We start from the raw sequence: 21,124 nt of genomic DNA, 5'->3' as shown, positions 1-21,124 counted from the left end.
CACTTGGTGGTAGCGGATATTGCGGTTGCTGGAGGTTGCCGTCTCCAGGTCTGTGGGGCCGTCAGTAAGGTGCCGGCCTGGGTAAATCCATGATCGCGGTCGGGTCGTCGATGATGTGGTTGTTGAACAGGTTGGCCAGGATCGAGCCGCCGAGCCCGAGCCACTCGCCGACCTGTGCCACCGCCGTCGTCATGCGCCGGTCGCCAGAGGCCGGGCCTCTGGCGATGTCGGCCACCCGTTCGCCGGGGTCGGGCACCGGCATGCCGCGCAACCCGTACGCCTGCTCGGGCATGGCCGCATGCAGCTCGCGCAGCACCAGCGAGGGGGTCGCCCGGCGCAGCGTGGCGGGACCCGCCGGCGAAGCGCCGCCCGGGGCACGGGTGAAGGGCGGTTTGTACGCCACCCACACCACCCGCTCCGTTTGTCCTCGATATCAACTAATCAGGAGTTTTAACACGGCGATGTCGGACCGTGCACCCCCCAATTCCGTAACGAGTTGGCATCCCTCACATCTGTGCACTTCAGCCACCCTTCTCGCTCTGGGTTACCGGAACGTTACGTATTGTGCGAATGATTTAACACTTGTGCGACCTGGGGAAGTCGTGCATCTACTGACCGCAAAAGTGTGGTGTCGCAGATAGCTGACGGGTGATGATCCCTGAGGTGTGCCGTGGTCATGCGATACACGCAGGGTGGCGGGGCTGACCGCCGAGCGGCGGGCCTTCCGTGAACGGTTGCGCATTCGAACGGCCGGGCGGGTTGTGGCCGGGGAGGACAACGCGGTCATCGCCCATGAGTTGCGGGTGAGTGTGCGTTCGGTGCAGCGGTGGCGTAAAGCCTGGTCGGACAGCGGTGATCGGGCGCTGGAGTCCAAGGGCCCGGCCTCGCTGCCGCTGCTGAGCAATGAGCTGTTCACCGTGTTGGAGATCGAGCTGGACAAGGGGCCGGTGGCGCACGGGTGGCCGGACCAGACCTGGACCCTGGCCCGGATCAAGACGTTGGTCGGCCGCCGGTTAGTGCCCCATGCGCGCCATCAGCTCTCTGAGCGACGCTCCGGTCATCACCACGAGGGCCCGCTAAAGACAGACCCCCTTCAACGAGCGATGAAGAGCTGTCACCCGGGGGTGTCACCACGACGCGACCGTGTAGCGGAGCACTCCTTGCCGGGTGTTGCGATCTCAGGTGCCTGTGAGGGCGCGGGTGACGGTCACGTCTTGGTCGGTGGCGCATTCCCATGGGATTCCGTACCGGCGGCTGCGGGGCTCATCGCAGACGGTCGCGCCGTTGCTCAGTTGATCCCAGGTGGCGGGTTGCCAGTATGCCTTGTCGTTGCGAAGAAGGATCTCCGCGATGTGGTTGGGGTCTGGGCTGGTGGTCAATTCGGAAAGTGCCGCTGCGACGGTCGGGACGGCGGTGTCGGGTAGGTCAGTGTCGCCGAGGGCGGGCAGGAGGATGAGCAGTCGACCGGCAGCGTCCAGCAGCGTTCTGTCATCAGCGGTAGGTGGCTGGTGAGCGATGGTGATGAGCTCAGGCCAGGACATGCCTGGGCCAATGAAATCTGCGACGATTGAGGCGAGGCCGAAATCGTCGGGCAAGTTGGGGTGCGTCAGGACATAGTCCAGGCCCATGTCGCCAACTAGGTTCCGGTAGACGATATGGATGTTGCCTGTGCTCCGCAGTGGAACGCTGAAGACAGGCCAATGGTCGTGATCGAACACTTGATCCTCGAGTTCTTCTGCGTAGACGATGTCCACGCCGAATGCTTCTTCGATGTCAGTGAGCCCGATCACCCCGATCTGCAGGACATGGATGGCCCAGAACACCGGATCGTCCAAGAGGTAGGAGCCATCGACGAGGGGGTGGTCCTCGAATCCAGTGATCAGCATGCCGAGGATCCTGGCAGCTCAGGTCGGCAGCCAATAGCCGGTCCCGGTCACCGCCCTCCAGAGAGAATTGCTCGCGTGCCCGTGCCGCGCCCCGGCCAGGAGGGGAGATATGGAGGGCCAGTGGGGCTCTATGCCGGAGAAGAACCTGCGGGCCACCCGCGCCGCCCTGGTCGTGCCCCAGGACCGCGAAGCGTTCGACGCAGGGCTCAAGGCGGCCCTCGATGAGGTTCGAGTAAGTCTGGATCTCAGCGCACTGAACAACTTCGTTCACCGCTGGTGGATCTCCGCGTATGACACGGTGAAAGATCCCGGAGGACGCCGACAGATGCATGTCAAGGCCGAGCAGATCCTTGCCGGCGAGCCTCCCGGCGGAAGGCCATGGCGTGAGGTCCTCACCGCTCGCGGAGTCCGAGCGCGACGCCGCCCAGGTACGGCGTGATGTGCTTCTTGAGCCGCCGCCTGCTCTTCCGCCCGCCCGATAAGCTCGCCGACATCAGCGATACACCCCCGCCAGACCTCGCGATTCAATCCGCTATCGGTGACCTGCGCTCCCTGGCTAGCCATGGCTACAAGCGGCTGGCGCTATGTTCGCAGAGTGATCAGTGAAGAGGGTTCCTGGCTGGGTGCGGCGGCCGCACGTCGCCTGGCTCAGCTGGGCTGCTGTGAGACTGAGGAGGGGCTTTCCGAGGCGGAATTTGCTCGCATCGAGCACGAGTACGGATTCGAATTCGCCGACGACCATCGGGCTTTCCTGGCAGCAGGGTTACCGGTGCGTCAGCCTTGGGAAGAGGGTCAGACGTGGGAGAACCCGTGGCCCGACTGGCGCAACGGTGACCCTGAGGCGCTGCGTGAACATGTCGAGTGGCCAGTCGACTATCTCTTGTGGGACGTCGAGCATGGCCACTGGCGATCGAGCTGGGGCGAGCGGCCGAACGATCCGCTTGAGGCCGTCGAAGTAGCCCGGGTGCGACTGGCGGATGTCCCCAGAATGGTCCCGGTCTATGCGCATCGGTTCCTGCCGGCTGGGCGTGGAACCTTCGGACATCCGGTCTTATCCATGCGGGGCACTGACACCATTTACTACGGGACCGACCTGCTCGACTACATTGACCAGGAGTTCCGGGACCCGCGCCCTGAGCACACCGAGACATGGCAGCCGCATGCAACGGTCTCGTTTTGGCGGGACTACCTGTAAGGACGTCTCGACAGGCGGTGCGCCGAACGGGACGCTCACGAGCCGCGGTGACGCCAAATCATCCGCCTCCGACACCTGGTGACCACCGTCCTCCTCGCTGCTCAAGTGTCCCGGCCGTTCCCGCCGAGTCAAGGGCGCCTACGGCGTCGCTTCGCGATCAGCTTCGCTGACCCTTGACACGGCGGTCCCGTCCCGGGGGTCGGCAGCTACGAGGAGGACGGGGGTGGATCAGGGGCCGCGCCTATGCCGTACCGCCGCAGGCTCTCACCCCGAAAAGCCAGGTCATGGATGATTTCCCGAGCTGGCTTTGATCGTTTCTAAGACTGTTTTCAATCTTCCGTGCCCGTTACGTGCCCGATGCGTCGCGATCTTCGCCCGGGAAGACCGCTTCGACGAGCTTCCCCATGCTGTCCGCGATCACCCGGTCCCGCTAACTTTCCACGTGCAGATGGATCAACGCGGCCTGCGTGGTCAAGCGCGGCGGCGCTCGCCGCCGCCACACGGCCCGCCGCGCGCACGCCCAGCCGGGCGTGCGGCGTGGGCGCCGGTCCCGGCCGGCGGCGGGAACGCGGGCCGCCCACCGCACCGCCCTCGCGCCATATCCGACCATCAGCCGCCGCACCAAGGGCCGCGCCGCCACTTCCCTGCTTGAGATGCCGTCCTTGACGTTCAACGCCGCTGCTGCCACCACGCCCACTCGGGCGAGGCATGCGGGTCTGGCGACGTCCGGGCGAGGAACCGCCTGTCGATAGGAAGGATCAAGGCGTACAGATACGGCCTGGCCCAGCGCGGCACGGCGATGAGCGCCTGTTCGAGCCGCTGTCGTGGCGCGTCCCCGCAGCACTCAGGGCATATGCAGCAGGGAGCGATCCGGTCGACACTGCCGGGAACGACCGCCTGCATCCAGGCCAGCAGTGCCCCAGCTACCATGCCCGGTCGCATCTGAGTGTGCTCCAGCGCGATCACCGCGGCCATGGGCCGACGCCCGAGGCCGGGAACCTGATGGATAGAAGCTCTGTGGGTTGCGCACACCGATCCTCGTGAGCGAACCTCCGAAGGGCGCCTACGCGGCATGGCCCTTTCTGATCAACGTCATGAGCCGATGATCGCACTTGGGGAAGGCAAGCTCCAGACCCGGCCCGTAGGACCACCGCTGATTCCCGTCACCGCTCCAACTTAGGGGCGAGGAGCCGTGCCAGTGAACCACGCACCTACACGCTGAGCCTCTGGCGGGCGTACCGTTGATCAGGGTCTCTGAATTCCATGCCGTTTTCATCGAGAGCGTTGTGAATCGTTACGCAGCCGCGCGGGAACAGGAATCCGAGAGCCATCATCCCTTGCGCCATGTCCTCAGCCGTCCACGTCAGAAGCTCCACGGCCTGCAACCTCTGCCCCTGTAATCTCGCCAGCTCGTCAGGCACGCCACCTCGCCATCCCAACTGGAGCCCATCCCCCGCCCAGTCCAGCGGCAGGGCCGGATCGACCGTATTCCACGTGATCGAGATTTCATCGAACTTCTGATGGACGATCTCGACCTGCTCACCCTCAAAGTCCAGCAGGACCAAGCCATCAGAGAACCAAACATCCTCGTCGAGGTCCCATACCAGCAGCGCACGCGTCAGCCTCCGTCCTTGCAACATGGCCAGTCTCCGACCATGTGCGGCGACGACCGCTGATCTCCCACTTAACCACGCGGGTCTGTATCCACTGATCCCGAAGTCGAACATCTGATGATCATTCGGAAGTTGGCGTGAGGCCGTCAAGCCCATACGAGCATGCTTTGGCACCGACAGGGGAAGAGCCGGCGTCCGTGCCCCAGATGCGTGCCAGAACGGACGGCATGCAATTAGCCCACGGGCGCCCAGCACGCCGGCCGGCCCGTCCTCGCCCTCGTCGTCCTGGCCGCTAATGTGCTTGTCGATCGCATCCGTGATCGTCTTGTCGGCCCCTCGCACGGCGTGCTGATAGATCATCGCCGCCCTGACCTTGTCGTGCCCCATCCTGGCCATCAGATCCTTGAGCCCCGCGCCGGACTCCGCCGCGATCATGTTCCTGGTGTGCCGGAGATCGTGAACGTGAGGACCTTCCGCCCCTGTGGCCCGCACGGCTTCCCGCCATGAGGCACGTCGGTTGAACCCACTCCGCCGCAGCGGACCGCCCTTGATCCCGGAGAAGACCAGCGCATCAGGTTCCGCCTTCACGAACGTCGCCAGGTGCTCCCAGAGCGCCGGAATGACCGCTTGCGGGATGCCGACGACGCGACGGCCGGCCTTGAACGGCGGCCCGAGCACAAGCGGCGGTATGCATGATGCCGGGCCATGTTCATGACCCTTGACTGAGAGAGTCCACCGGGCGCTCGGGGCATCGCAGGCACACGAACAGGTAGAGCGATCCAGCATCCTGGATCATGAGATCCGTGGGCTCCTGTATTTCCAGAGGAGCATGCGGAGCGAGCAGAGAACGCTCCTCGATGGGAGCCCAACGCTTCCCACTCTCGATGTCGAACTCCCGACTGGCGATCGTCAGCAGATGCGCCATCTCATGGCCTTCACTGCATTCCACTTGCTCAGGATCCTGGATCCAGCGCACCCAGCCCCCGACCTTGCTGCCTGGAGCACTCGAGAGGTGCGAGAAATAGCGCCAGCCGTCAGAGTTCGGGAACTCATCCTCGTATGCCCAGATCTGATTCCTGAGCTCAGCGGGAAGTTCCCAGCCCGCCGGATACTCTTCCACCCGCTCCGGCGACAGCACGCAAGCCATGGGGAGATACGATTCGTCGCTGTCAGGATCTGGCGCGGGGGCCTCGACGAGGAGACTGCCGACCGCTTCCGCCCTCCGCCAACGCACAGTCGTGTGAGGCTGGAAGTACGGTTCATGATCGAGCGGGCACCACAGCACTTGGAGGATGTCAGCGACATCGGGGAAGGGCAGTTCGGGAACATCTCGAGCGAAGAGCTGCATGACGGGGACCAGTGGAAGCGGATCCCACCCTTCTGAAGGGTCGTGAGTCTGCGGCTCGGGGCAGATCGGCCAAGGCTCATCCGCAGGCCACAACAACGGCCCACCTATGGAGCTGTCCGTGATGGCCGGCATTCCTCGACGCGGATGCAGCCGAACTGTGGTCCTGCGTTGACCTGCCAGTTCAGGGAAGACCGCCGCTACATCGAACGGCTCCGAGGGTGTCGTCAACCCCATGCTCACCACTCCGATCACAACAGAGAACGTCGTAACGGCACACCGTAGAGCAGAGGACGCGTGGTCGAGTGGCCCATGCGGTTCATGAGCTCTCGCAGGGTCGCGCCCGACTGCGCCGCGAACTTGTTGCCCGTGTGCCAGAGATGGGAGTGGAACCCCGAGAGATTAGCCGCCTTGAGGGCTTTGGCCCAGATACGGGTGGAGGTCGGCCGGCGCAGGACAGCACCCTTCGCACCAACGAAGACGAACGCGTCTTCATGATCGTCGTGCCCCGGGCCATAGCCGCACTGCGCACCCGCCGTACCTAACGAAACGCACCGCCGCCGGCGACGCGCCGCCGCGTGAAACCACTCGGCCGAGCTATGGCAGATCAGAGGGTGTCCCCGTACTCATCAACATCGAGTTCCGCCCGAGTGGTCTGCAAGAAGTCGAGAACACGGCGGTCAAGATGCCAGCCCAGCGGCCGGGGTCGAGTTGGAGCTTCTGTCATGTGCTCTTCCCCGGAGTCCTCGTCGTCGTGACCGAAGAAGCGGACCACTTGCAGGACAGCGGTGTGTCCGGGCTCATGCCGATCCAGTTCGTCGGCGAGCGCCCCGATCGCCGAGGCGTATGGCTCCAATCGGTCGACCAAAGCTGTGATCATGTCGTCAACCGGCAGGCTCGACCTGGGTACATTGATCTGCCAGATGTGAACCGCTGGACGAGGGGGCTCGACTCTCTTACTGGCTCGAATCGTGACCTCGTCCGCCTCAAGACCCAGTCGCGTGGCCATCTCCTCCGCAGGCATGTGTTCGCTCTTGAGGGCGAAGTACACGTACTGACCGACCTTCATGGGACGACTCTGAACACAGGCACGATCGAGACTCCCAAGCTGACAGCGCGGTTCGAGTCCCGTCACCCGCTCCACTCTCGGAGCGTTCACCGCTCCCCAGCCTCATCAGGTGGGTCGAGGAGGCCACAGGCTCGCTCGATCTCTCCTGACTCAACCAGATCACGAATCGCAGCCGCCATTCCCGCGAAGCCGACGTCCCTGATGATGATCAGGTCGGACCACCAGAAGTACCGACCGCCAAGGGATTCGCCGGTGCGTGTGCTCTTATCTATGATCCTCTGGATCACGGATAAGGTCATGAACGTCGCGTATCGGCGGGAGCCGTCGGGGAAGGTGATCGTGGCATCCGCCTCGTCGGCCGTGTCCGGCTCATAGCCTTCCCAAGCCGGAATAGTCATCTCGAACAAAGGGTCTGCGATCGTGTAGAAGGTTCCGTCGAAGCTGATCAACGCTCCGCTCCTCTGATCCTCTGGCCGTAACAAGATTGTGGTCGACACTGGGGCAGCACAAGAGCGGCCTCGCCTCAATCCGCTTCGGGTCGGCACCGAGGAGACTAGACGACGATGTCAGCATCCGAGCGCGCGCCAGATACGCGTGCCAGATCGGACGGCGGTCAGCGGTGAGTCATGGGAACTCGCAGTTCCGCAGCCGGGACACACCGGAACAGGGCTCGGCTTCACCCACCAGTCACCAAGAGAGTCCAGCCCGCCCGAGGGTCCTTTTCGCGTTGTCGTCAGCAGGGGAGGGATTGCTCGGTCCAGATGCATTTGCCGTCATGGAGGTAACGGGCACCCCAGCGCCGGGAGAGGGCGGCCACCAGCTGCAGGCCCCGGCCGCCTTCGTCGGTGTAGGAGGCGTGGCGGATGCGCGGGGTGCTGAGGCTGCCGTCGTAGACCTCGCAGATCAGGGAGCGGCTGCGCAGCAGGCGCAGGCGCATAGGGCCCTTCGCGTGCCGGATCACGTTGCCGACGAGCTCGCTGACCAGAAGTTCGGTGGTGACCGTGAGATCGTCCAGTTCCCAGATGGCCAATTGTTTGCGGACATATTCGCGGGCCTGTCCGGCTGCTCTGGGATCGTCGGGGAGGCTGCAGGTGGCGACATCGTCAGCGGCGGTGCCGCGGGTGTGGGCGATGAACAGGGCGGCGTCATCGTCGGTCTGGTCACGGGCGGGCAGCAGCGCCGAGACGACCGTGTCGCAGAGATCCTCCAGGCGCCCGACGTCGTCGTCCTGGCGTCCTGACCAGAGGTGGGGGATGCGGGGCACGGCCTGGGCCAGGATCTGGCGGAGCTGGGCCAGGCCCTTGTCGACGTCGCGGGTGGCGGATTCCACCAGGCCGTCGGTGCAGAGCACCAGCAGGCTCTCCTCAGGCAGGTGCAATTCGTGGATCTCGAAGGGCGGTTCCGCGGCGCCCAGCGGCGGGTCGGCGGCCAGGTGGGGGCACAGCACGGTGCCGTCGGGGTGGACGATGACCGGTGGGGGATGGCCGGCCATGCAGAACGTACAGGTCCGGGTGGTGGGATCGAAGACGGCGTACAGGCAGGTGGCGTAGAAGTCGTCACCGAGGTCGCTGACCAGGTCGTTGAGGTGGCCGATCAGTTCGTCGGGCGGCAGGTCGAGGTCGGCGAGGGTGCGGACAGCGGTGCGCAGGCGGCCCATGGTGGCCGCTTCGGTGATGCCGTGTCCCATGACGTCGCCGATCACCATGGCGACCCGGTCGCCGGACAGCGGGATCAGGTCGTACCAGTCGCCGCCCACCTCCTCGCCCCGGCCCGCCGGCAGGTAGCGCGCGGCGGCGCAGGCGACGGGGAGACGGGGAAGCTTTCGGGGAAGCAAGCCGCGCTGCAGTTCCTGTGCGCGGGCGTGTTCCACGTCGTACAACCGTGCCCGTTCCAGCGCCTGGCCGACCAGACCGCTCAACGCCGTCAGCAGGGTGCGCTCTTCGTCGCTGAAGACACGCTCCCGGGTGAACGACACCACACACGAGCCGACGGACCGCCCGGAGGCGATCATGGGCAGGAACGCCCAGGCGTTCCTCGGTGACGCCTCCGCCACGTGCCTCATCGTGGGATAGCGCCGGCCGTACTCCGCGAGTGATCCGATGAACCGGGGAGTACCGGTCCCCAACACATCGGTCACCGGGGTGGTTTCGGTGAGCGGGAGCCGGTCGACAAGACTGAGGAATTCCTGGGGATACCCGGTGGCGCCGACCACATCCAGTCGGCCGCCTTCGATCAGCCAGACCACGAGCCCGTCGGCCCGGAACGGAGGCAGGACATGGTCCGCGACGGCCTGTACGACGTCCCGGGTGGTGACGGCCTCGGCGAGCGCCACGGTCAACTCGCCCATCCGGACCGTCCGCTCGGACCCGGCCGCCGAAGTAAGGCCCGGGGCCGTGCCGGGCAAGCCTTCCAGGCGTGCAGCGGCCCATGCCGCTACCGCACCGAGGAAGGACCGCTGCTCGTCATCCGGCTCGGCGGACCCTGCCGTGAGCACGGACAACACCCCGACCGGCCCATCGGCACCCGGGAGGGGCAATGCCGCCGTGCCGGATGCCCCGATCCCCAAGCCGTCCCCGCCCACCCAGACGTAGCCACTACACCGCACGGCGCGTGTGGGCGCCACGTCCTGCACGGTGCGAAGAACCGCCCACGCCTCGGCGGTCTCCAGGAGAAGCCCGCTGACCGCCGCCAGGCGCAGGAAACCGGTAGCGGAATCGCACCTGTGCACGAGGGCGCCCAGGCCGCCCAGGCCCGATGTCGCCTGCTGGAGAGCCAGCATCAGCGTCCGCGCGCTCCACTGCCCTTCGTCCGAGGCTCCCACAACGCCGAACTGCTCCGCCTGCGGCTGCTCGGCGTGACCCTCGGCCCTAACATTCCGGGCCGCCACCTCACCTCCCGACATAAGCGAGACAATGGGGCAAGTCACCACTTATGCACGTCCACACTAGCTTTCACCGCCATACGCGGCACTTCCGGGTCCGCGACACTCTGCCGCTTCGTGTGCGCCCTCCTGGCAACACGCCCCGGTGAAGCCGATCGCGTTCATCGCCACCCAGAGGACCGAGCATGCCCATCGCGAAGGCGAAGGCGAAGGCGGGGGCGGGGGCGCAAGATCCTCAAAGTGAAGACGATCAACCGTAGCCTCTACGGTTCGAGGAGTATGGCAGGGCAGGGCGAGCAGCCGACACCCTGCACGCGATCACGGAGCAAGACACCAACGCGCATCTGGTCGGCCGACCACTCCGAATGAAGTTGCTCCGGTTATGTGGACAGGTCGGGGTTTGCGGCCATGCGGCACCGTAGCGGGATCGCTGGGTGTCTCGGCGTTCGTATTCGGTGGGGCTGACCATGCCTAGGGTCGAGTGGCGGCAGCGGGGGTTGTGGAAACCGCGGCGATCTCCCGCTCTTCCCGCAACCGACGGACCTCGCACCGCAACCGGACCAACTCCACCATCTGCCGCTGGAAATCCGCAGGGTACGGCGGACGTGACATCGGCACTTCTGAACTCCTCCGGGACACATCGTCCTGAGCACTCAGGTGTCACAAGACCGGGGCAACATCACCCGGTTCCCCGGCATCCTGACTTGAGGCTTGGCCTAAAAGATCTTGTGACACGATCGCGGGATGCTGCGACTCACCGATTTCATCATCGACTGCCCGGACACGATGAAGCTGGCTGCCTTCTACTCTGAGGTGACGGGCCACCCGATCAAGGAAGGCAGCCACGAGAACTGGGCCGGCATCAAGTTCGGCGAGGTCGAGCTGGCCTTCATCCGGGTGGACGACTACCGCGCTCCGCGGTGGCCCGACAGCGAGCACCCCAAGCAGTTCCACCTCGACTTCGAAGTGGACGAGATCGAGTCGGAACAGCGCCGCGTCCTCGACCTCGGCGCAACGCTGCAGCAGGACTGCATCGACTCCGACGGCTACGGCTGGCGGGTCTACACCGACCCGATCGGCCACCCCTTCTGCCTGTGCCGCAACAAGGGCGTCACCTGGACCGAGCAGGGCCCGATCTGGCCCGAGCGCGACTAAGGCCCGTCTCAAAACCGGTATGTCCTACTGCGCCGCTACCAACGATCGTCCAGGTCACCGATCCTCTTCCCGAGTACGCGGGCGTCCTTCTTGCGTCATGAGCCGATGGTCGCACGTCGAGAAGGCGATCTCCAGATCTAGCCCCGCTGGACTACTACCCTGACGATCGCCTGGCGGTGGCTGATCTCCTTACAGGACTGGGAGCGATCGACGGTCCGGGACTTCGTTTCTCAGCCTCGGCTCATCGAACTCCACCGAGTCGGAGACGTCAGCTCTTCGGGTATGCCGGCCTATCGCCTGGTGAGCGCCTTGCGGAGTTGCGCAGCCTGCTGCGCTCGAACTTCGAAGGGAATCTCGAGCTTGTCGGGGTCCGCGAGTATGAATCCGTCGCCGGGAGAACGGGGGATCGCATGGACGTGCAGATGAAACAGCGTCTGGCCTGGGATGTTGTCGTTTTGGAGAACCATGCTCCCGGGTGCTCCAAACGCCTCCCGAACGGCAGCGGTTACTTGGGCGACCACATCGAACAGCTCGGCCAAAAGGTCACCAGGGGCAGCATGGAGACTCGTCACGTGCGCAGTCGGAAGTACCAGGCAGTGACCAAGGTTCTTTGCTCGCTGCCAGGGGATGGGCAGAACGAAGACGTTGGCGGTGCGATAAGCGACGAGCTCACTGTCTACGTCACCGGCACCGATGGGACAGAAGGGGCACGAGCTCATCCGCTAGATTCTCGGCCACTTCGGACCAGCGCGTCCACCTAGATATCTGGTGGATCGGCCGACAGCGCGGGTCCGATTCCCGTCACCCGCTCCATGCTCAAAGGCCCAGGTCGCGGGCAACTTCCGGACCCGAGCCTTTTTGTTTTCTGGACTGTTTGATCTTCAGGGGCCATCAGCTCCCTATCGGCTCCCCGGCACGGTCGGACCGTGTCCCGGAATTGTCGGATGTTGCGAGCCCGTCCGGCACAGACTTTGCGAGCCGTTCAGCGACGTTCGCGTAGTTCGATCCGGCCGAGCTCGTCTTCGGCGGACAGGACGACCTCGTAAACGGTCTGGCTGTTCTTGCCTGTCTTGATCTCGCCGGTGCCCTTGTCCTCCGCTGCCCGGTGCCGCCCATCTGCATGACTACGTCAACGAGCTCGCGGCCGTCGAAGCCATCGGACGTGGCATCTCATGAGGTGGTGACGGGCCACCTGACGGGCCAGGCTGCCCGTATCAGCTCGTGAGCACCCATCGGCCGCGATGTGCGCCGTCACGGAAGGCGCGATACGCGTACGCGGCCTTCTCCATGGGCACTGTGCCCGCCCGGCGCGGTTCCAGGACTCCCCGCGCGGTCAGCGCGAGCATCTCCCGAAGGAGGGCGCCGTCGGGGACCACCACCGCAGAGGTAACGGTGATGCCGCGTTCGGAGGTGGGTTCGAGGCCGGGGAAGACCCCCACGTAGGCTCCGTGGTCGCGGACCGGCCGCAGGGCCGCCTCGTTCAGCAGGGCGGTGTCCAGCACTGCGTCGAAGCCGCTCGCCCCGTCGAGGGTTGTGCGCGTCTCCGCCGCTCCGGCCCTGGTCAGGAAGCCGTCGTCCGTCGCGCGGGCAAGTGCGGTGACTCTCCAGCCGGCGCGTGCTGCCAGAGCCACCGCGTACCCGCCCACCCCACCCGCAGCGCCGGTGATCAGCAGCCGCCGGCCCTGGGAGGGGCCGAGCAGGGCGAGCAGCTGCGCGGCGGTCAGCGAGTTGAGCGGGACGGTGGCAGCGTCCAGCAACTCGACGCCGTTCGGGACCGGGGCCGCGTCGCTGACGGGGACGATCACGTACTCGGCGGCGGTTCCCGCGGCGGCGTGCGGGGCGTGCGGAAAGTGGAGCGCCGCGACCGGTGTGCCGACGGCGAGGTCGTGGACGCCGGATCCCACCATGTCGACGACGCCGGCCACGTCCAGCCCTAGGCCGAGGCGCGGCGCGGGGCCGCCTGCCCTGACCTCATCGCGTGAGGCGTCGATGATGTGAAGATCGGCCGCGTTGACCGCGGCTCCGGCCATTCTGATGCGAATCTGTCCCGCCGCGGGCCGCGGATCGGGTAGGTCCACCAGTTCCACTTCATCGTCCGACCCGGGGCGAGCGGTGACGATCGCGCGCATGTCGGTGACTCCTTTCCCATGTGTGATCGTTCGTGTCGTACGCGCAGCCCGACGGGCGGCTCATCAGCGGTGGCCCACGTGCTGGTAATGCTTCTCCAGCAGCGCCTTTCCTTCTCTTGACAGCCAGGTGCCGAAGTCCAGCAGTCCTGGGTGGATCGTCCGCAGCGCGGGGATGTCGGCCTGCCAGTCGCAGAACGACGTCGTCCCTCCGGGCCCGCCGCGAGCGGGAACCGGTACGGCCACGTCGTGTCCGGTCGCCCGGCCGATCGCCGAGGCGATCTGGTGCGGCGTCAGTTCGTCGCCGGCCAGTTCCAGCACCCGGCCGCGGAACGGATCGGGGGAGGCGAAGGCCAGCGCGGCGAACGCGCCGATGTCGTCGAGGGCGATGAGCTGGACCGTGCTGTCAGCCGGGAACGCCCGGATGAGCGAAGCCTCACCGCGGACGCCGTACGTCGGGTCGGCGAAGTTCTCCATGAACGTGACCGGGCGCAGCACCGTGGCCGGGACGCCGTGCGCCCGGATGTACTCCTCGATCTTCCACTTGATCTCCCAGTGGGGAATGCCGGTGGCCCGATCGGCACTAGCCACAGACGCGTAGACGAGGTGCCGGACGCCTGCGGCCATCGCGGCGTCGACGACGTTCAGCCCACGTTGCAGCTCGTTCTCGGCGTAGTCGGGTGCGATGAAAGCGGGCTGGACGCTGAACACGCCGTGCGCGCCGCGGACCGCCGCGTCGATGCTGCCCCGATCGTCCATGTCCCCGGTGATCAGGTCGGCGCCGGCGCGGGCGAGAAGCGTCGCCGCCGCACCGCGCGGGTCCCGGACCAGTGCCCGTACGTGCCAGCCATCGGCGAGTAGGTGCCGGGCGGTGGCGCCGCCCTGCTGCCCGGTCGCTCCCGTGACGAGGATCGTCCGATCGGTCGTGGTCATGTGTGCTCCATGGGTACGCTGATCAGCATGGCGGAGCACTGCTCCGTACTTGTCGTCGTACAATACGGAGCACCGCTCCGTCGGTCAAACTGAGGAGACACACGTGGCCGGCACATCCCGGGCAGAGGTACGGCGTAACCGCGAACGTCTGCTGGCCGCGGCCCGCGACGCGTTCGCCGCCGACGGGACCGATGCCTCTCTGCGTGACGTCGCCCGGCGGGCGGAGGTCGGGATCGGCACGCTCTACCGGCACTTCCCCACACGCGAGGCCCTCCTCGAAGCCATCCTCAACAGCAACTTCGACACGCTGCGCGAGCGCGCCGAGCAGCTTCTCGCCTCGCCCGCGCACGCGCCGCACGACGCGCTGCTGACATGGCTGAACGACCTGGCCGCCGGCACTCGCACCTACCAGGGACTACCCCAATCGATCATGGCGGCGCTGGCCGACGAGAACTCCGAACTGCACCTGTCCTGCGCCGCCATGCAGTCCTCCGGCGCACGGCTGCTGGAACGCGCCCAGGAAGCCGGGCAGGTACGCGCCGACGTCACGGTCCACGAGGTGATCGCGCTCGCCATCGGCCTGGCGTGGGCGGCGCAACAGCCGGGCGGGCCGTCCGACCTGATCGAACGCCTGCTCTCCACGGCGATGTACGGACTGGCAACGCACGGATAGCGACGGCAACCCTTGACTGGGCATTGTCGAGAGGGCGCGCCAGGCCGTGGCTTCAATGTGATCCTGCTGGTGGATCACTCAAGGAAGAGGTTCACCCTCGGGTGCCGTGCCCGTTACATGCCCGATGGCGACCGTACAACCCGCGCCTCCAGCGCAACACTCCAACTCCGGAACGGTCAGGTGGGCAGAGTGTTGGGCGCTGTACGGGTAAGACCAGGTCGCGAGCCAATCCTCGGGTCATCAGTGGGCCATCAAGCAGGGTGACAAGGGGTCACCCATCGCGTGCATGATGATGGGGTGCTGATATGTATCGAGGCATCCGAGCTGCCGGGCCGGGAGTGTGGACCTGCACCGGGGTTTCCTGGCTACTCCAACATTCATGTCGGCGTGCAGCGGCGGGAGCGTACCGGTGAACTGCTCGGCGTGACCGCTGCGGACGTCTCCTCGGTGGTGTGGGAGCTGGAGGTGACCGCGACCCGCACGGAGTCCGGTTGGGATCTGCGCGGCCCGTTCGTGCAAGGCCGACCGGGCGGCCGGTTCGTCTACCTGTCGTGGGGGACGGTCGATGAGGCCGGAGCGTTCTCGATGTTCCGGCGGGCGAAGCTGTGGCTGGAGGCCATTCCCGCGGACGTGCTGGAGAGGGCCGTGGCCGGTGGCGCCCTGGTGGCGCGGCTGGGGTTGACGGACGTCAAGCGTCAGCCGTTGTGCGCGTCGGTGCGCCCGCCGCTGGTGGAGTGGTCGACCCCCGCGGGCTGACACGGCGCCTACGGCGTCTTATGGGCTGGTCGGCGGGGCGACGACCAGTTCGGTGGCCGGGTCGTGGTCGATCTGCGGAGGGCCCGCGACGATCATGGTGGCTCGGGCCCATGGCCGCTCTCGGAACAAGAACGGCAGTTCCTCCAGCAGCCAGTTCGCCACGTGCTCCTGTTGCTCGGGAGAGTCACCGTCGCGAGCGACCAACAGGCGCTCTTGCTCATCGAGGTCACCCTGCATCCACACCGAGGCGTCCAGCCACAGGGCGAGCTCCTCGCGGATGATGCCGGTGCCCTCGACCCAGACGAAGTCGGCACCGGCGGGGACGGTGATCGATCCGGGCCGGTCGTGGAGGGTCCAGGCATCAGGGCGGAAGTCCACCGCCTCACCCCGGTGCAGGGGCCGCAAGATGTTCTCGGCGAGCACGGCGCCCCAGTCGAAGTAGGCGTGGTTCCAGGCGATGTCGTCGGTGTGCACGATGGCGGAGTTGGGCACCGTCCTGCGGAGGCGCTCGGCCAGGGTCGTCTTGCCCGCGCCGCCCCGGCCGTCGATCGCGATCACCCGCGGACGTCCGGTGACGTCGGGTGATGCCTCCCGGAGCTGCCGGACGGCGTCGAGCAGGGTCACCACCCGCCAGCCGACGGCCTCGGTCTCGCCTGCGTGGAGATGCATCGCCAACCTGTCTGTGGAGGTGAGGACACGGTTCGGGCTCCGGACGGGCCGGCGTAACCCTTGTGTCATTGTCGACGACTCGTCTGAGCGTGGGTCGGGCTTCAGCTGAAGCTGCTCCGGTAGGCGTGGGGGGTGACGCCGACGACGCGTTTGAAGCGGTCGCGGAAGGCGGTGGGCGAGCCAAAGCCCGCCTGGGCCGCGATGCGTTCCATCGAGTGCCGGGTGGTCTCCAGCAGGTGCTGGGCTTGGCGGACACGGGCCCGGTGGAGCCACTGCAATGGTGTGGTGCCGGTCTGCTCGCGGAAGCGCCGAATCAGGGTGCGGGTGCTCATGCCTGCGTGAACGGCGATGTCGGCGAGGGTGAGATCTCGGGCGAGATTGTCCTCGATCCAGCGCAGGAGGGGTTCGATGGCCGAGCCGCGAGGGGTCGGCGGGTACTGCCGCACGATGAACTGGGCCTGGCCGCCCTCGCGTTCCAGCGGCATGACCGACAGTCGTGCGGCGTCGGCGGCGACGGCGGAGCCATGGTCCCGGCGGATCATGTGCAGGCACAGGTCCAGTCCCGCCGCGGCACCGGCCGAGGTGAGGATCCGCCCGTTGTCGACGTAGAGCACGTCAGGGTCGACGTCGATGTCCGGGTAGGCGGTGGCGAGTTGGGCGGCGGCCAGCCAGTGAGTGGTGACGCGCAGCCCGCCGAGCAGTCCGGCGGCGGCGAGGATGAAGGTGCCCGAGCAGATGGAGGCGATCCGGGTGCCGTCGGCGGCGGCCCTGGAGAGCGCGTCATGGACGGCCGGCGGCAGAGGTCCGGCGGGGTCGGCGGTGCCGGGCACGATGACCGTGTCCGCGTCCGCGAGTGCGTCCAGTCCCCACCGGGCGCGCAGGGTGAACAGGCCGGCGTCCACGTCGGGCCGCTCGGCGCAGACCCGCACCCGGTAGGCGGGGCGGCCGTCGGGCAGTCGGGTGCGGGTGAACACCTCGATGGGTGTGGACAGGTCGAAGGGGATCACCTGATCCAGCGCGAGGACGACGACGGTGTGCATGGCGAGAACATATGCCTGCACCGGGTTCTCGCCAATGGCCTCTTACTGCTCTTCGTCGGCTCACCACACGCGGCCAGCCGTTGGCGATATTCCGTTGGACATTGTCATTCCTGCCACTAGGAGCCCGGGACGTCGCCGGTTAGCCTCGACCACGTCCACCACACCTCTCAACGGAACGGACACCTTCATGATCGTCCGATTCGATGCCGGCACGGCTTCCGAGTCCCGCCGTGCGGACGGCGGCGCGGGTGCCTCCGCCGTGCCGGGCGGCCGCCGGCAGGAAACCCCCCGACGATGAGCGTCGTCGTCCCGATCATGATCGGCGTGGGGTACGTGTGCCTGATGTCCCTGATCCGCGAACCGCACCGGCGCCGGTTCAACGCGATCATGGTGGCCGGAGCCGGGGCCGCCTACCTCAGCGGCGGCGGTTTCGGCCCGTGGGAGTTCGCCTTCACGGCCGTCATGACCTACTGCGCCTACCGCGGCCTGGAGTCGTGGACGTTCGTCGGCATCGGGTGGCTGCTGCACACCGGCTGGGATCTGCTGCACCATCTGCACGGCAACCCGATCATCCCGTTCGCGGACCACTCTTCCCTGGGATGCGCGATCTGCGATCCGGTGATCGCCGTGTGGTGCTTCTCGGGCGGTCCCTCGGTCATCGGCCTGCTCCGGGTGCGACTGGTTCGGTCCCGCGTCGGTTGAGGCTCCAGATCAGGATGCCGGTCGACGACCTTCGTCTGGTCAGGTGGGCAGGGTCGCGGCCAGCGGTGCGCCGATCTGGATGTCGAGGTACGCCACCAGATCGTCTCCGTCGACGGCGCCCCGGCGCGCATCGATGATCACGACCGTTCCGGCCACGATGCCGGCGAAGCCGGTGCCGGATCGGCGGGACCGTTCGATCCGCTCGGTGACCTGGGCGCGCACCGCCTCGGCGAGGAAGGTGAGGCCATGCGGGAACTCCTCGCCGAGCAGATGCCGTTGCCGCCCCGACTCGATCACGCTGCCGATGCCGAACCAGGCCGAGACGATCTGGTCACCGCGGAGGGCGACACGGAAGTAGCCGTTCGACCGGGTGCGGTCGCAGCTCTGCTGGGGTGGGTAGAAGCAGTCGTAACCACCGGCCAGGAGATCATCGACAGCGGAGCTCATCGAGGTCGCGTAGTGCGCTGAGCCGAACGGCCAGCGTCGCACGGAGGTGTCCCGGGCGGTGACGACCAGTCCGTTGTGCCGGTCATAGCCGTAGTCCGCGTGCGTGTCCGACCACCCCGTCCGAGGGACGCCCTCGCTCGGCCGCGTCCCGTGGGTATGGAGATCGCGATCGAAGTCGTCGATCTCCTGCCGCACGCGGTCACCGGCTTCGGGCCAGATCGCGGTCAGCGCCGGTGCCGCGGCCTCGGCGACCTGGTCGTCCTCGTGGTTCCCCTGCGGGGAGGGGAACCACGCCCAGGCGAACCGGTCGTCGCGGTCGAGCAGGAACTGCGCCACCTGCGGATAGACCGTGTCCGCCTCGTCGCGGAGCCCGATGCGGCACCACAGGGCACGGCCGTCGGCATTGGCTCGGACCTGCGCACAGAACCAACCGGCCTCGCTCAACGGCCGAGTGAGAGCCCCTGCCGTGCCGTCGGCCGGGATCGGCTCGGCCCGCGAGTCCTCACCCGCCGCGTCGTGCTCGTAGACGCCGGCGGGCGGCAGCGACGGCGGCTCGTCCGGCCCGGTGCAGCCGGACAGCGCGAGCGGAGCGATCATGATCAGCAGTGCCGTGAGAGTCGTGCGGACGACCGGTCGATATCGGCGCGCGGGCATGGAGAACGGACGGGACACGGGGTCCATCGAAGCCGCCGGCCCCGAGGTCGGCAACTTCGGCGATCGGTGACGGCTTCGCTGCCGCATTTCACTCCTGAGAGTGAGGGCGGCGGGCGGAGGAATCCAGATAATGGGCGGATGTTCGCAGCGGGCCGGACCGAGGGAGCCGTTGACGGGGCGCTCGCGGTGGGCGTGGTCCTGGCCACGGTGATCCCGCTTCTGCTGCCCGCGCCCAATCCCTGGTGGATCATCGGGCTGGGGCTGCTGGCGTCGGCGCCGGTGGGGTGGCGCAGGCGGGCGCCAATGGCGGTCGCGGTGGTGGTCGGCGCGGCGATGTCGGTGCTGGTGACATGGGAGAAGCCGTTGCTGCCCTTCGGGCCGCTGCTGGCCGTCTACACGATCGCCGACCTGAGCCCCAGGTGGAAGAGGCTGGCGGCGATTCCGCTGATCGTGGTGGCGGTGGGCGCCTCGTTGGTGCTGCCCGGGGAGAACGACGAGACCTACCGGCTGGTGGGGACCGCCTTCGTGGCCGCCTACGCGCTGGGCACCAGCGTCAGGGCGAGCCGCTCGCGGGCCGCCGAGCTGACCGAGCGGGCCCGGCGGCAGGAGCAGGAGCACATCGCGGCGGCGGCCGAGGAACGCACCCGGATCGCGCGCGATATGCATGACATCATCACCCATTCCGTGGGGCTGATGGTGGTCCAGGCCGAAACCGGTCCGGTGGTGATGCGCAGCGCTCCGGACAAGGCCGAGGCGGTGTTCGATGCGATCGCCGACATGGGAAGGGGTGCGCTGGCCGAGCTCCGGGGGGTGCTCACCGCGCTGCGGACCCCGGGCGAGGGCGGCGGACCGGTGTGCGGCCACGCCGACGAGCGGCCGGGCGAGTCCCTGTTCCAGCCACGTCTGGCCAACCTTCCCGCGATGCTCGACCGCAGCGGCCTGGACGTGGTGAGCACGACCGCCGGCACCCCGCGCCCCGTGGCGGAGAGCGTTGAGGCCGCCGTGTACCGCATCGTCCAGGAGGCGCTCACCAACGTGCGCAAACACGCCGGTACGCGTTCCGTCCGCCTGGCTCTGACGTGGGGGGAGCGCCTGACGGTGGAGATCGCCGACGACGGGCGAGGGCCGGGTGAGCGCGGCGGGTACGGGCTGGCCGGGATGCGAGAACGGGCGGCGGCATGCGGCGGGACGCTCAGGGCCGAGGCGGGGCGGAACGGGGGATTCGTGGTGACGGCCGAATTTCCGCTTGGATAGCCGGCATGTTACGGGTGCTCATCGCCGACGATCAGGATCTCTTCCGCGCGGGGTTCGGGCTGATCCTCGGGGCGCAGCCGGACATGGAGGTGGTCGGTGAGGCCGCCGACGGTGCGGAGGCGGTCGCCGCGGCCAGGCGGCTCCGGCCGGACGTGGTCCTGATGGACGTGCGCATGCCGGGAATGAACGGCATCGAGGCGACCAGGCGGATCTGCGCCACCACCGCCGCCAAGGTCCTGGTGTTGACCATGTTCGACCTCGACGAGTACGTCTACGACGCGGTCCGGGCGGGAGCGAGCGGCTTCCTGCTGAAGGACATCCGGCGCGACGAACTGGCTCACGCCGTGCGCACCGTCGCCTCGGGTGAGGCCCTGCTGGCTCCGGCGGCGACCAGGAGGCTGCTGGAGGACCTGGTGCGCCGGCCCGCCCACGGCGTCGCCCCCCGGCTGACGGCCAGGCTCGGCGCACTGACCGAACGCGAGCGCGAGACGCTGAAGCTGGTCGCGCAGGGCCTGTCGAACGCGGAGATCGCCGCCGCGCTCGTGGTCACCGAGCACACGGTCAAGACGCACGTCAGCCGCATGCTCACCAAGCTCGACCTGCGGGACCGGGTCCAAGCCGTGGTGCTCGCCTACGAGTCCGGGCTGGTGGTCCCCGGCAGGAGTGACGACGGAGATCACACCCGCGAGTGACGCGCCCGCGGGGTGGGGGAAAGCACGATCGTCG

The 21,124-nt window shown here is 67.3% G+C and carries 21 protein-coding genes and 1 pseudogene; 9 read left to right on the top strand and 13 right to left on the bottom strand.

Annotation, left to right across the window (positions count from 1 at the left end):
* Positions 1-61 precede the first annotated feature (61 nt).
* The gene (locus ACFQSB_RS06515) at positions 62-403 is read right to left on the bottom strand and encodes a hypothetical protein (RefSeq protein WP_380824910.1); all 342 of its coding nucleotides are present in this window, start codon (positions 401-403) and stop codon (positions 62-64) included.
* A 262-nt stretch (positions 404-665) separates the two neighbouring features.
* Here ACFQSB_RS06515 and ACFQSB_RS06510 point away from each other — a divergent pair.
* A pseudogene (locus tag ACFQSB_RS06510) lies at positions 666-851 on the top strand (helix-turn-helix domain-containing protein); the annotation flags it as partial.
* Positions 852-1,178: 327 nt separating this feature from the next.
* On the opposite strand, the gene ACFQSB_RS06505 reads toward ACFQSB_RS06510, so the two are convergent.
* Positions 1,179-1,886 carry a hypothetical protein gene (locus ACFQSB_RS06505; RefSeq protein WP_380825066.1) on the bottom strand — a complete coding sequence of 236 codons (708 nt, stop codon included), beginning with the start codon at positions 1,884-1,886 and terminating at the stop codon, positions 1,179-1,181.
* A gap of 109 nt (positions 1,887-1,995) precedes the next feature.
* On the opposite strand from ACFQSB_RS06505, the gene ACFQSB_RS06500 reads away from it, so the two are divergent.
* Positions 1,996-2,325 (top strand): DUF6247 family protein, encoded by a 330-nt coding sequence (locus ACFQSB_RS06500; RefSeq protein ID WP_380824908.1) that lies wholly within the window; start codon positions 1,996-1,998, stop codon positions 2,323-2,325.
* 156 nt (positions 2,326-2,481) lie between these two features.
* A complete protein-coding gene (locus ACFQSB_RS06495) occupies positions 2,482-3,081 on the top strand; it encodes a hypothetical protein (protein ID WP_380824907.1) in 600 nt (199 codons plus the stop codon).
* Between the two features lie 1,211 nt (positions 3,082-4,292).
* Here the strand turns inward: ACFQSB_RS06495 and ACFQSB_RS06490 are convergent.
* The 5 genes from ACFQSB_RS06490 to ACFQSB_RS06470 all read right to left on the bottom strand — a co-directional run bounded on the left by ACFQSB_RS06490 (position 4,293) and on the right by ACFQSB_RS06470 (position 9,455).
* The gene (locus tag ACFQSB_RS06490) at positions 4,293-5,372 is read right to left on the bottom strand and encodes a tyrosine-type recombinase/integrase (protein WP_380824905.1); all 1,080 of its coding nucleotides are present in this window, start codon (positions 5,370-5,372) and stop codon (positions 4,293-4,295) included.
* A gap of 31 nt (positions 5,373-5,403) precedes the next feature.
* Positions 5,404-6,042, bottom strand: a complete 639-nt coding sequence (locus tag ACFQSB_RS06485) for a hypothetical protein (protein WP_380824904.1) — start codon at positions 6,040-6,042, stop codon at positions 5,404-5,406.
* A gap of 604 nt (positions 6,043-6,646) precedes the next feature.
* Complete coding sequence (locus ACFQSB_RS06480) at positions 6,647-7,108, bottom strand: DUF4279 domain-containing protein (RefSeq protein ID WP_380824903.1); 462 nt, start codon at positions 7,106-7,108, stop codon at positions 6,647-6,649.
* 86 nt (positions 7,109-7,194) lie between these two features.
* Entirely contained in the window at positions 7,195-7,557 is a 363-nt protein-coding gene (locus ACFQSB_RS06475; RefSeq protein ID WP_380824902.1) for a hypothetical protein, read from the bottom strand.
* Positions 7,558-7,841: 284 nt separating this feature from the next.
* Positions 7,842-9,455 (bottom strand): SpoIIE family protein phosphatase, encoded by a 1,614-nt coding sequence (locus ACFQSB_RS06470; protein WP_380824901.1) that lies wholly within the window; start codon positions 9,453-9,455, stop codon positions 7,842-7,844.
* Positions 9,456-10,733: 1,278 nt separating this feature from the next.
* Between ACFQSB_RS06470 and ACFQSB_RS06465 the strand changes: the two genes are divergently transcribed.
* Positions 10,734-11,144 (top strand): VOC family protein, encoded by a 411-nt coding sequence (locus ACFQSB_RS06465; protein ID WP_380824900.1) that lies wholly within the window; start codon positions 10,734-10,736, stop codon positions 11,142-11,144.
* A gap of 290 nt (positions 11,145-11,434) precedes the next feature.
* Here the strand turns inward: ACFQSB_RS06465 and ACFQSB_RS06460 are convergent, their stop codons facing one another.
* From ACFQSB_RS06460 to ACFQSB_RS06450, 3 genes are all read right to left on the bottom strand, one after another.
* Positions 11,435-11,863 carry an HIT family protein gene (locus ACFQSB_RS06460; RefSeq protein ID WP_380824899.1) on the bottom strand — a complete coding sequence of 143 codons (429 nt, stop codon included), beginning with the start codon at positions 11,861-11,863 and terminating at the stop codon, positions 11,435-11,437.
* A gap of 495 nt (positions 11,864-12,358) precedes the next feature.
* Positions 12,359-13,273 (bottom strand): alcohol dehydrogenase catalytic domain-containing protein, encoded by a 915-nt coding sequence (locus tag ACFQSB_RS06455; RefSeq protein ID WP_380824898.1) that lies wholly within the window; start codon positions 13,271-13,273, stop codon positions 12,359-12,361.
* A 63-nt stretch (positions 13,274-13,336) separates the two neighbouring features.
* Positions 13,337-14,203, bottom strand: coding sequence for an NmrA/HSCARG family protein (locus ACFQSB_RS06450; RefSeq protein ID WP_380824897.1), 867 nt, complete (start codon positions 14,201-14,203; stop codon positions 13,337-13,339).
* 103 nt (positions 14,204-14,306) lie between these two features.
* Here ACFQSB_RS06450 and ACFQSB_RS06445 point away from each other — a divergent pair, with 103 nt between their 5' ends.
* Both ACFQSB_RS06445 and ACFQSB_RS06440 read left to right on the top strand, forming a co-directional pair.
* Positions 14,307-14,876, top strand: coding sequence for a TetR/AcrR family transcriptional regulator (locus ACFQSB_RS06445; protein WP_380824896.1), 570 nt, complete (start codon positions 14,307-14,309; stop codon positions 14,874-14,876).
* A gap of 282 nt (positions 14,877-15,158) precedes the next feature.
* Positions 15,159-15,632, top strand: a complete 474-nt coding sequence (locus tag ACFQSB_RS06440) for a DUF5990 family protein (protein ID WP_380824895.1) — start codon at positions 15,159-15,161, stop codon at positions 15,630-15,632.
* An 18-nt stretch (positions 15,633-15,650) separates the two neighbouring features.
* Here ACFQSB_RS06440 and ACFQSB_RS06435 read toward each other — a convergent pair whose 3' ends face one another.
* Both ACFQSB_RS06435 and ACFQSB_RS06430 read right to left on the bottom strand, forming a co-directional pair.
* Positions 15,651-16,301, bottom strand: a complete 651-nt coding sequence (locus ACFQSB_RS06435; protein ID WP_380824894.1) for a uridine kinase family protein — start codon at positions 16,299-16,301, stop codon at positions 15,651-15,653.
* 101 nt (positions 16,302-16,402) lie between these two features.
* Positions 16,403-17,341 carry a GlxA family transcriptional regulator gene (locus ACFQSB_RS06430; protein WP_380824893.1) on the bottom strand — a complete coding sequence of 313 codons (939 nt, stop codon included), beginning with the start codon at positions 17,339-17,341 and terminating at the stop codon, positions 16,403-16,405.
* Positions 17,342-17,635: 294 nt separating this feature from the next.
* Between ACFQSB_RS06430 and ACFQSB_RS06425 the strand changes: the two genes are divergently transcribed.
* Complete coding sequence (locus tag ACFQSB_RS06425; protein ID WP_380824892.1) at positions 17,636-18,043, top strand: DUF6010 family protein; 408 nt, start codon at positions 17,636-17,638, stop codon at positions 18,041-18,043.
* 39 nt (positions 18,044-18,082) lie between these two features.
* Here the strand turns inward: ACFQSB_RS06425 and ACFQSB_RS06420 are convergent, their stop codons facing one another.
* The gene (locus ACFQSB_RS06420; protein ID WP_380824891.1) at positions 18,083-19,162 is read right to left on the bottom strand and encodes a hypothetical protein; all 1,080 of its coding nucleotides are present in this window, start codon (positions 19,160-19,162) and stop codon (positions 18,083-18,085) included.
* A 120-nt stretch (positions 19,163-19,282) separates the two neighbouring features.
* Between ACFQSB_RS06420 and ACFQSB_RS06415 the strand changes: the two genes are divergently transcribed.
* Both ACFQSB_RS06415 and ACFQSB_RS06410 read left to right on the top strand, forming a co-directional pair.
* The gene (locus ACFQSB_RS06415) at positions 19,283-20,398 is read left to right on the top strand and encodes a sensor histidine kinase (protein ID WP_380824890.1); all 1,116 of its coding nucleotides are present in this window, start codon (positions 19,283-19,285) and stop codon (positions 20,396-20,398) included.
* Positions 20,399-20,403: 5 nt separating this feature from the next.
* Entirely contained in the window at positions 20,404-21,090 is a 687-nt protein-coding gene (locus tag ACFQSB_RS06410; RefSeq protein ID WP_354921994.1) for a response regulator transcription factor, read from the top strand.
* Positions 21,091-21,124 lie beyond the last annotated feature (34 nt).

The sequence above is a fragment of the Sphaerisporangium rhizosphaerae genome (genome assembly GCF_042665155.1).
GTDB classification, from domain to species: domain Bacteria; phylum Actinomycetota; class Actinomycetes; order Streptosporangiales; family Streptosporangiaceae; genus Sphaerisporangium; species Sphaerisporangium rhizosphaerae.
This window is presented reverse-complemented; position numbering and strand designations above follow the sequence as displayed.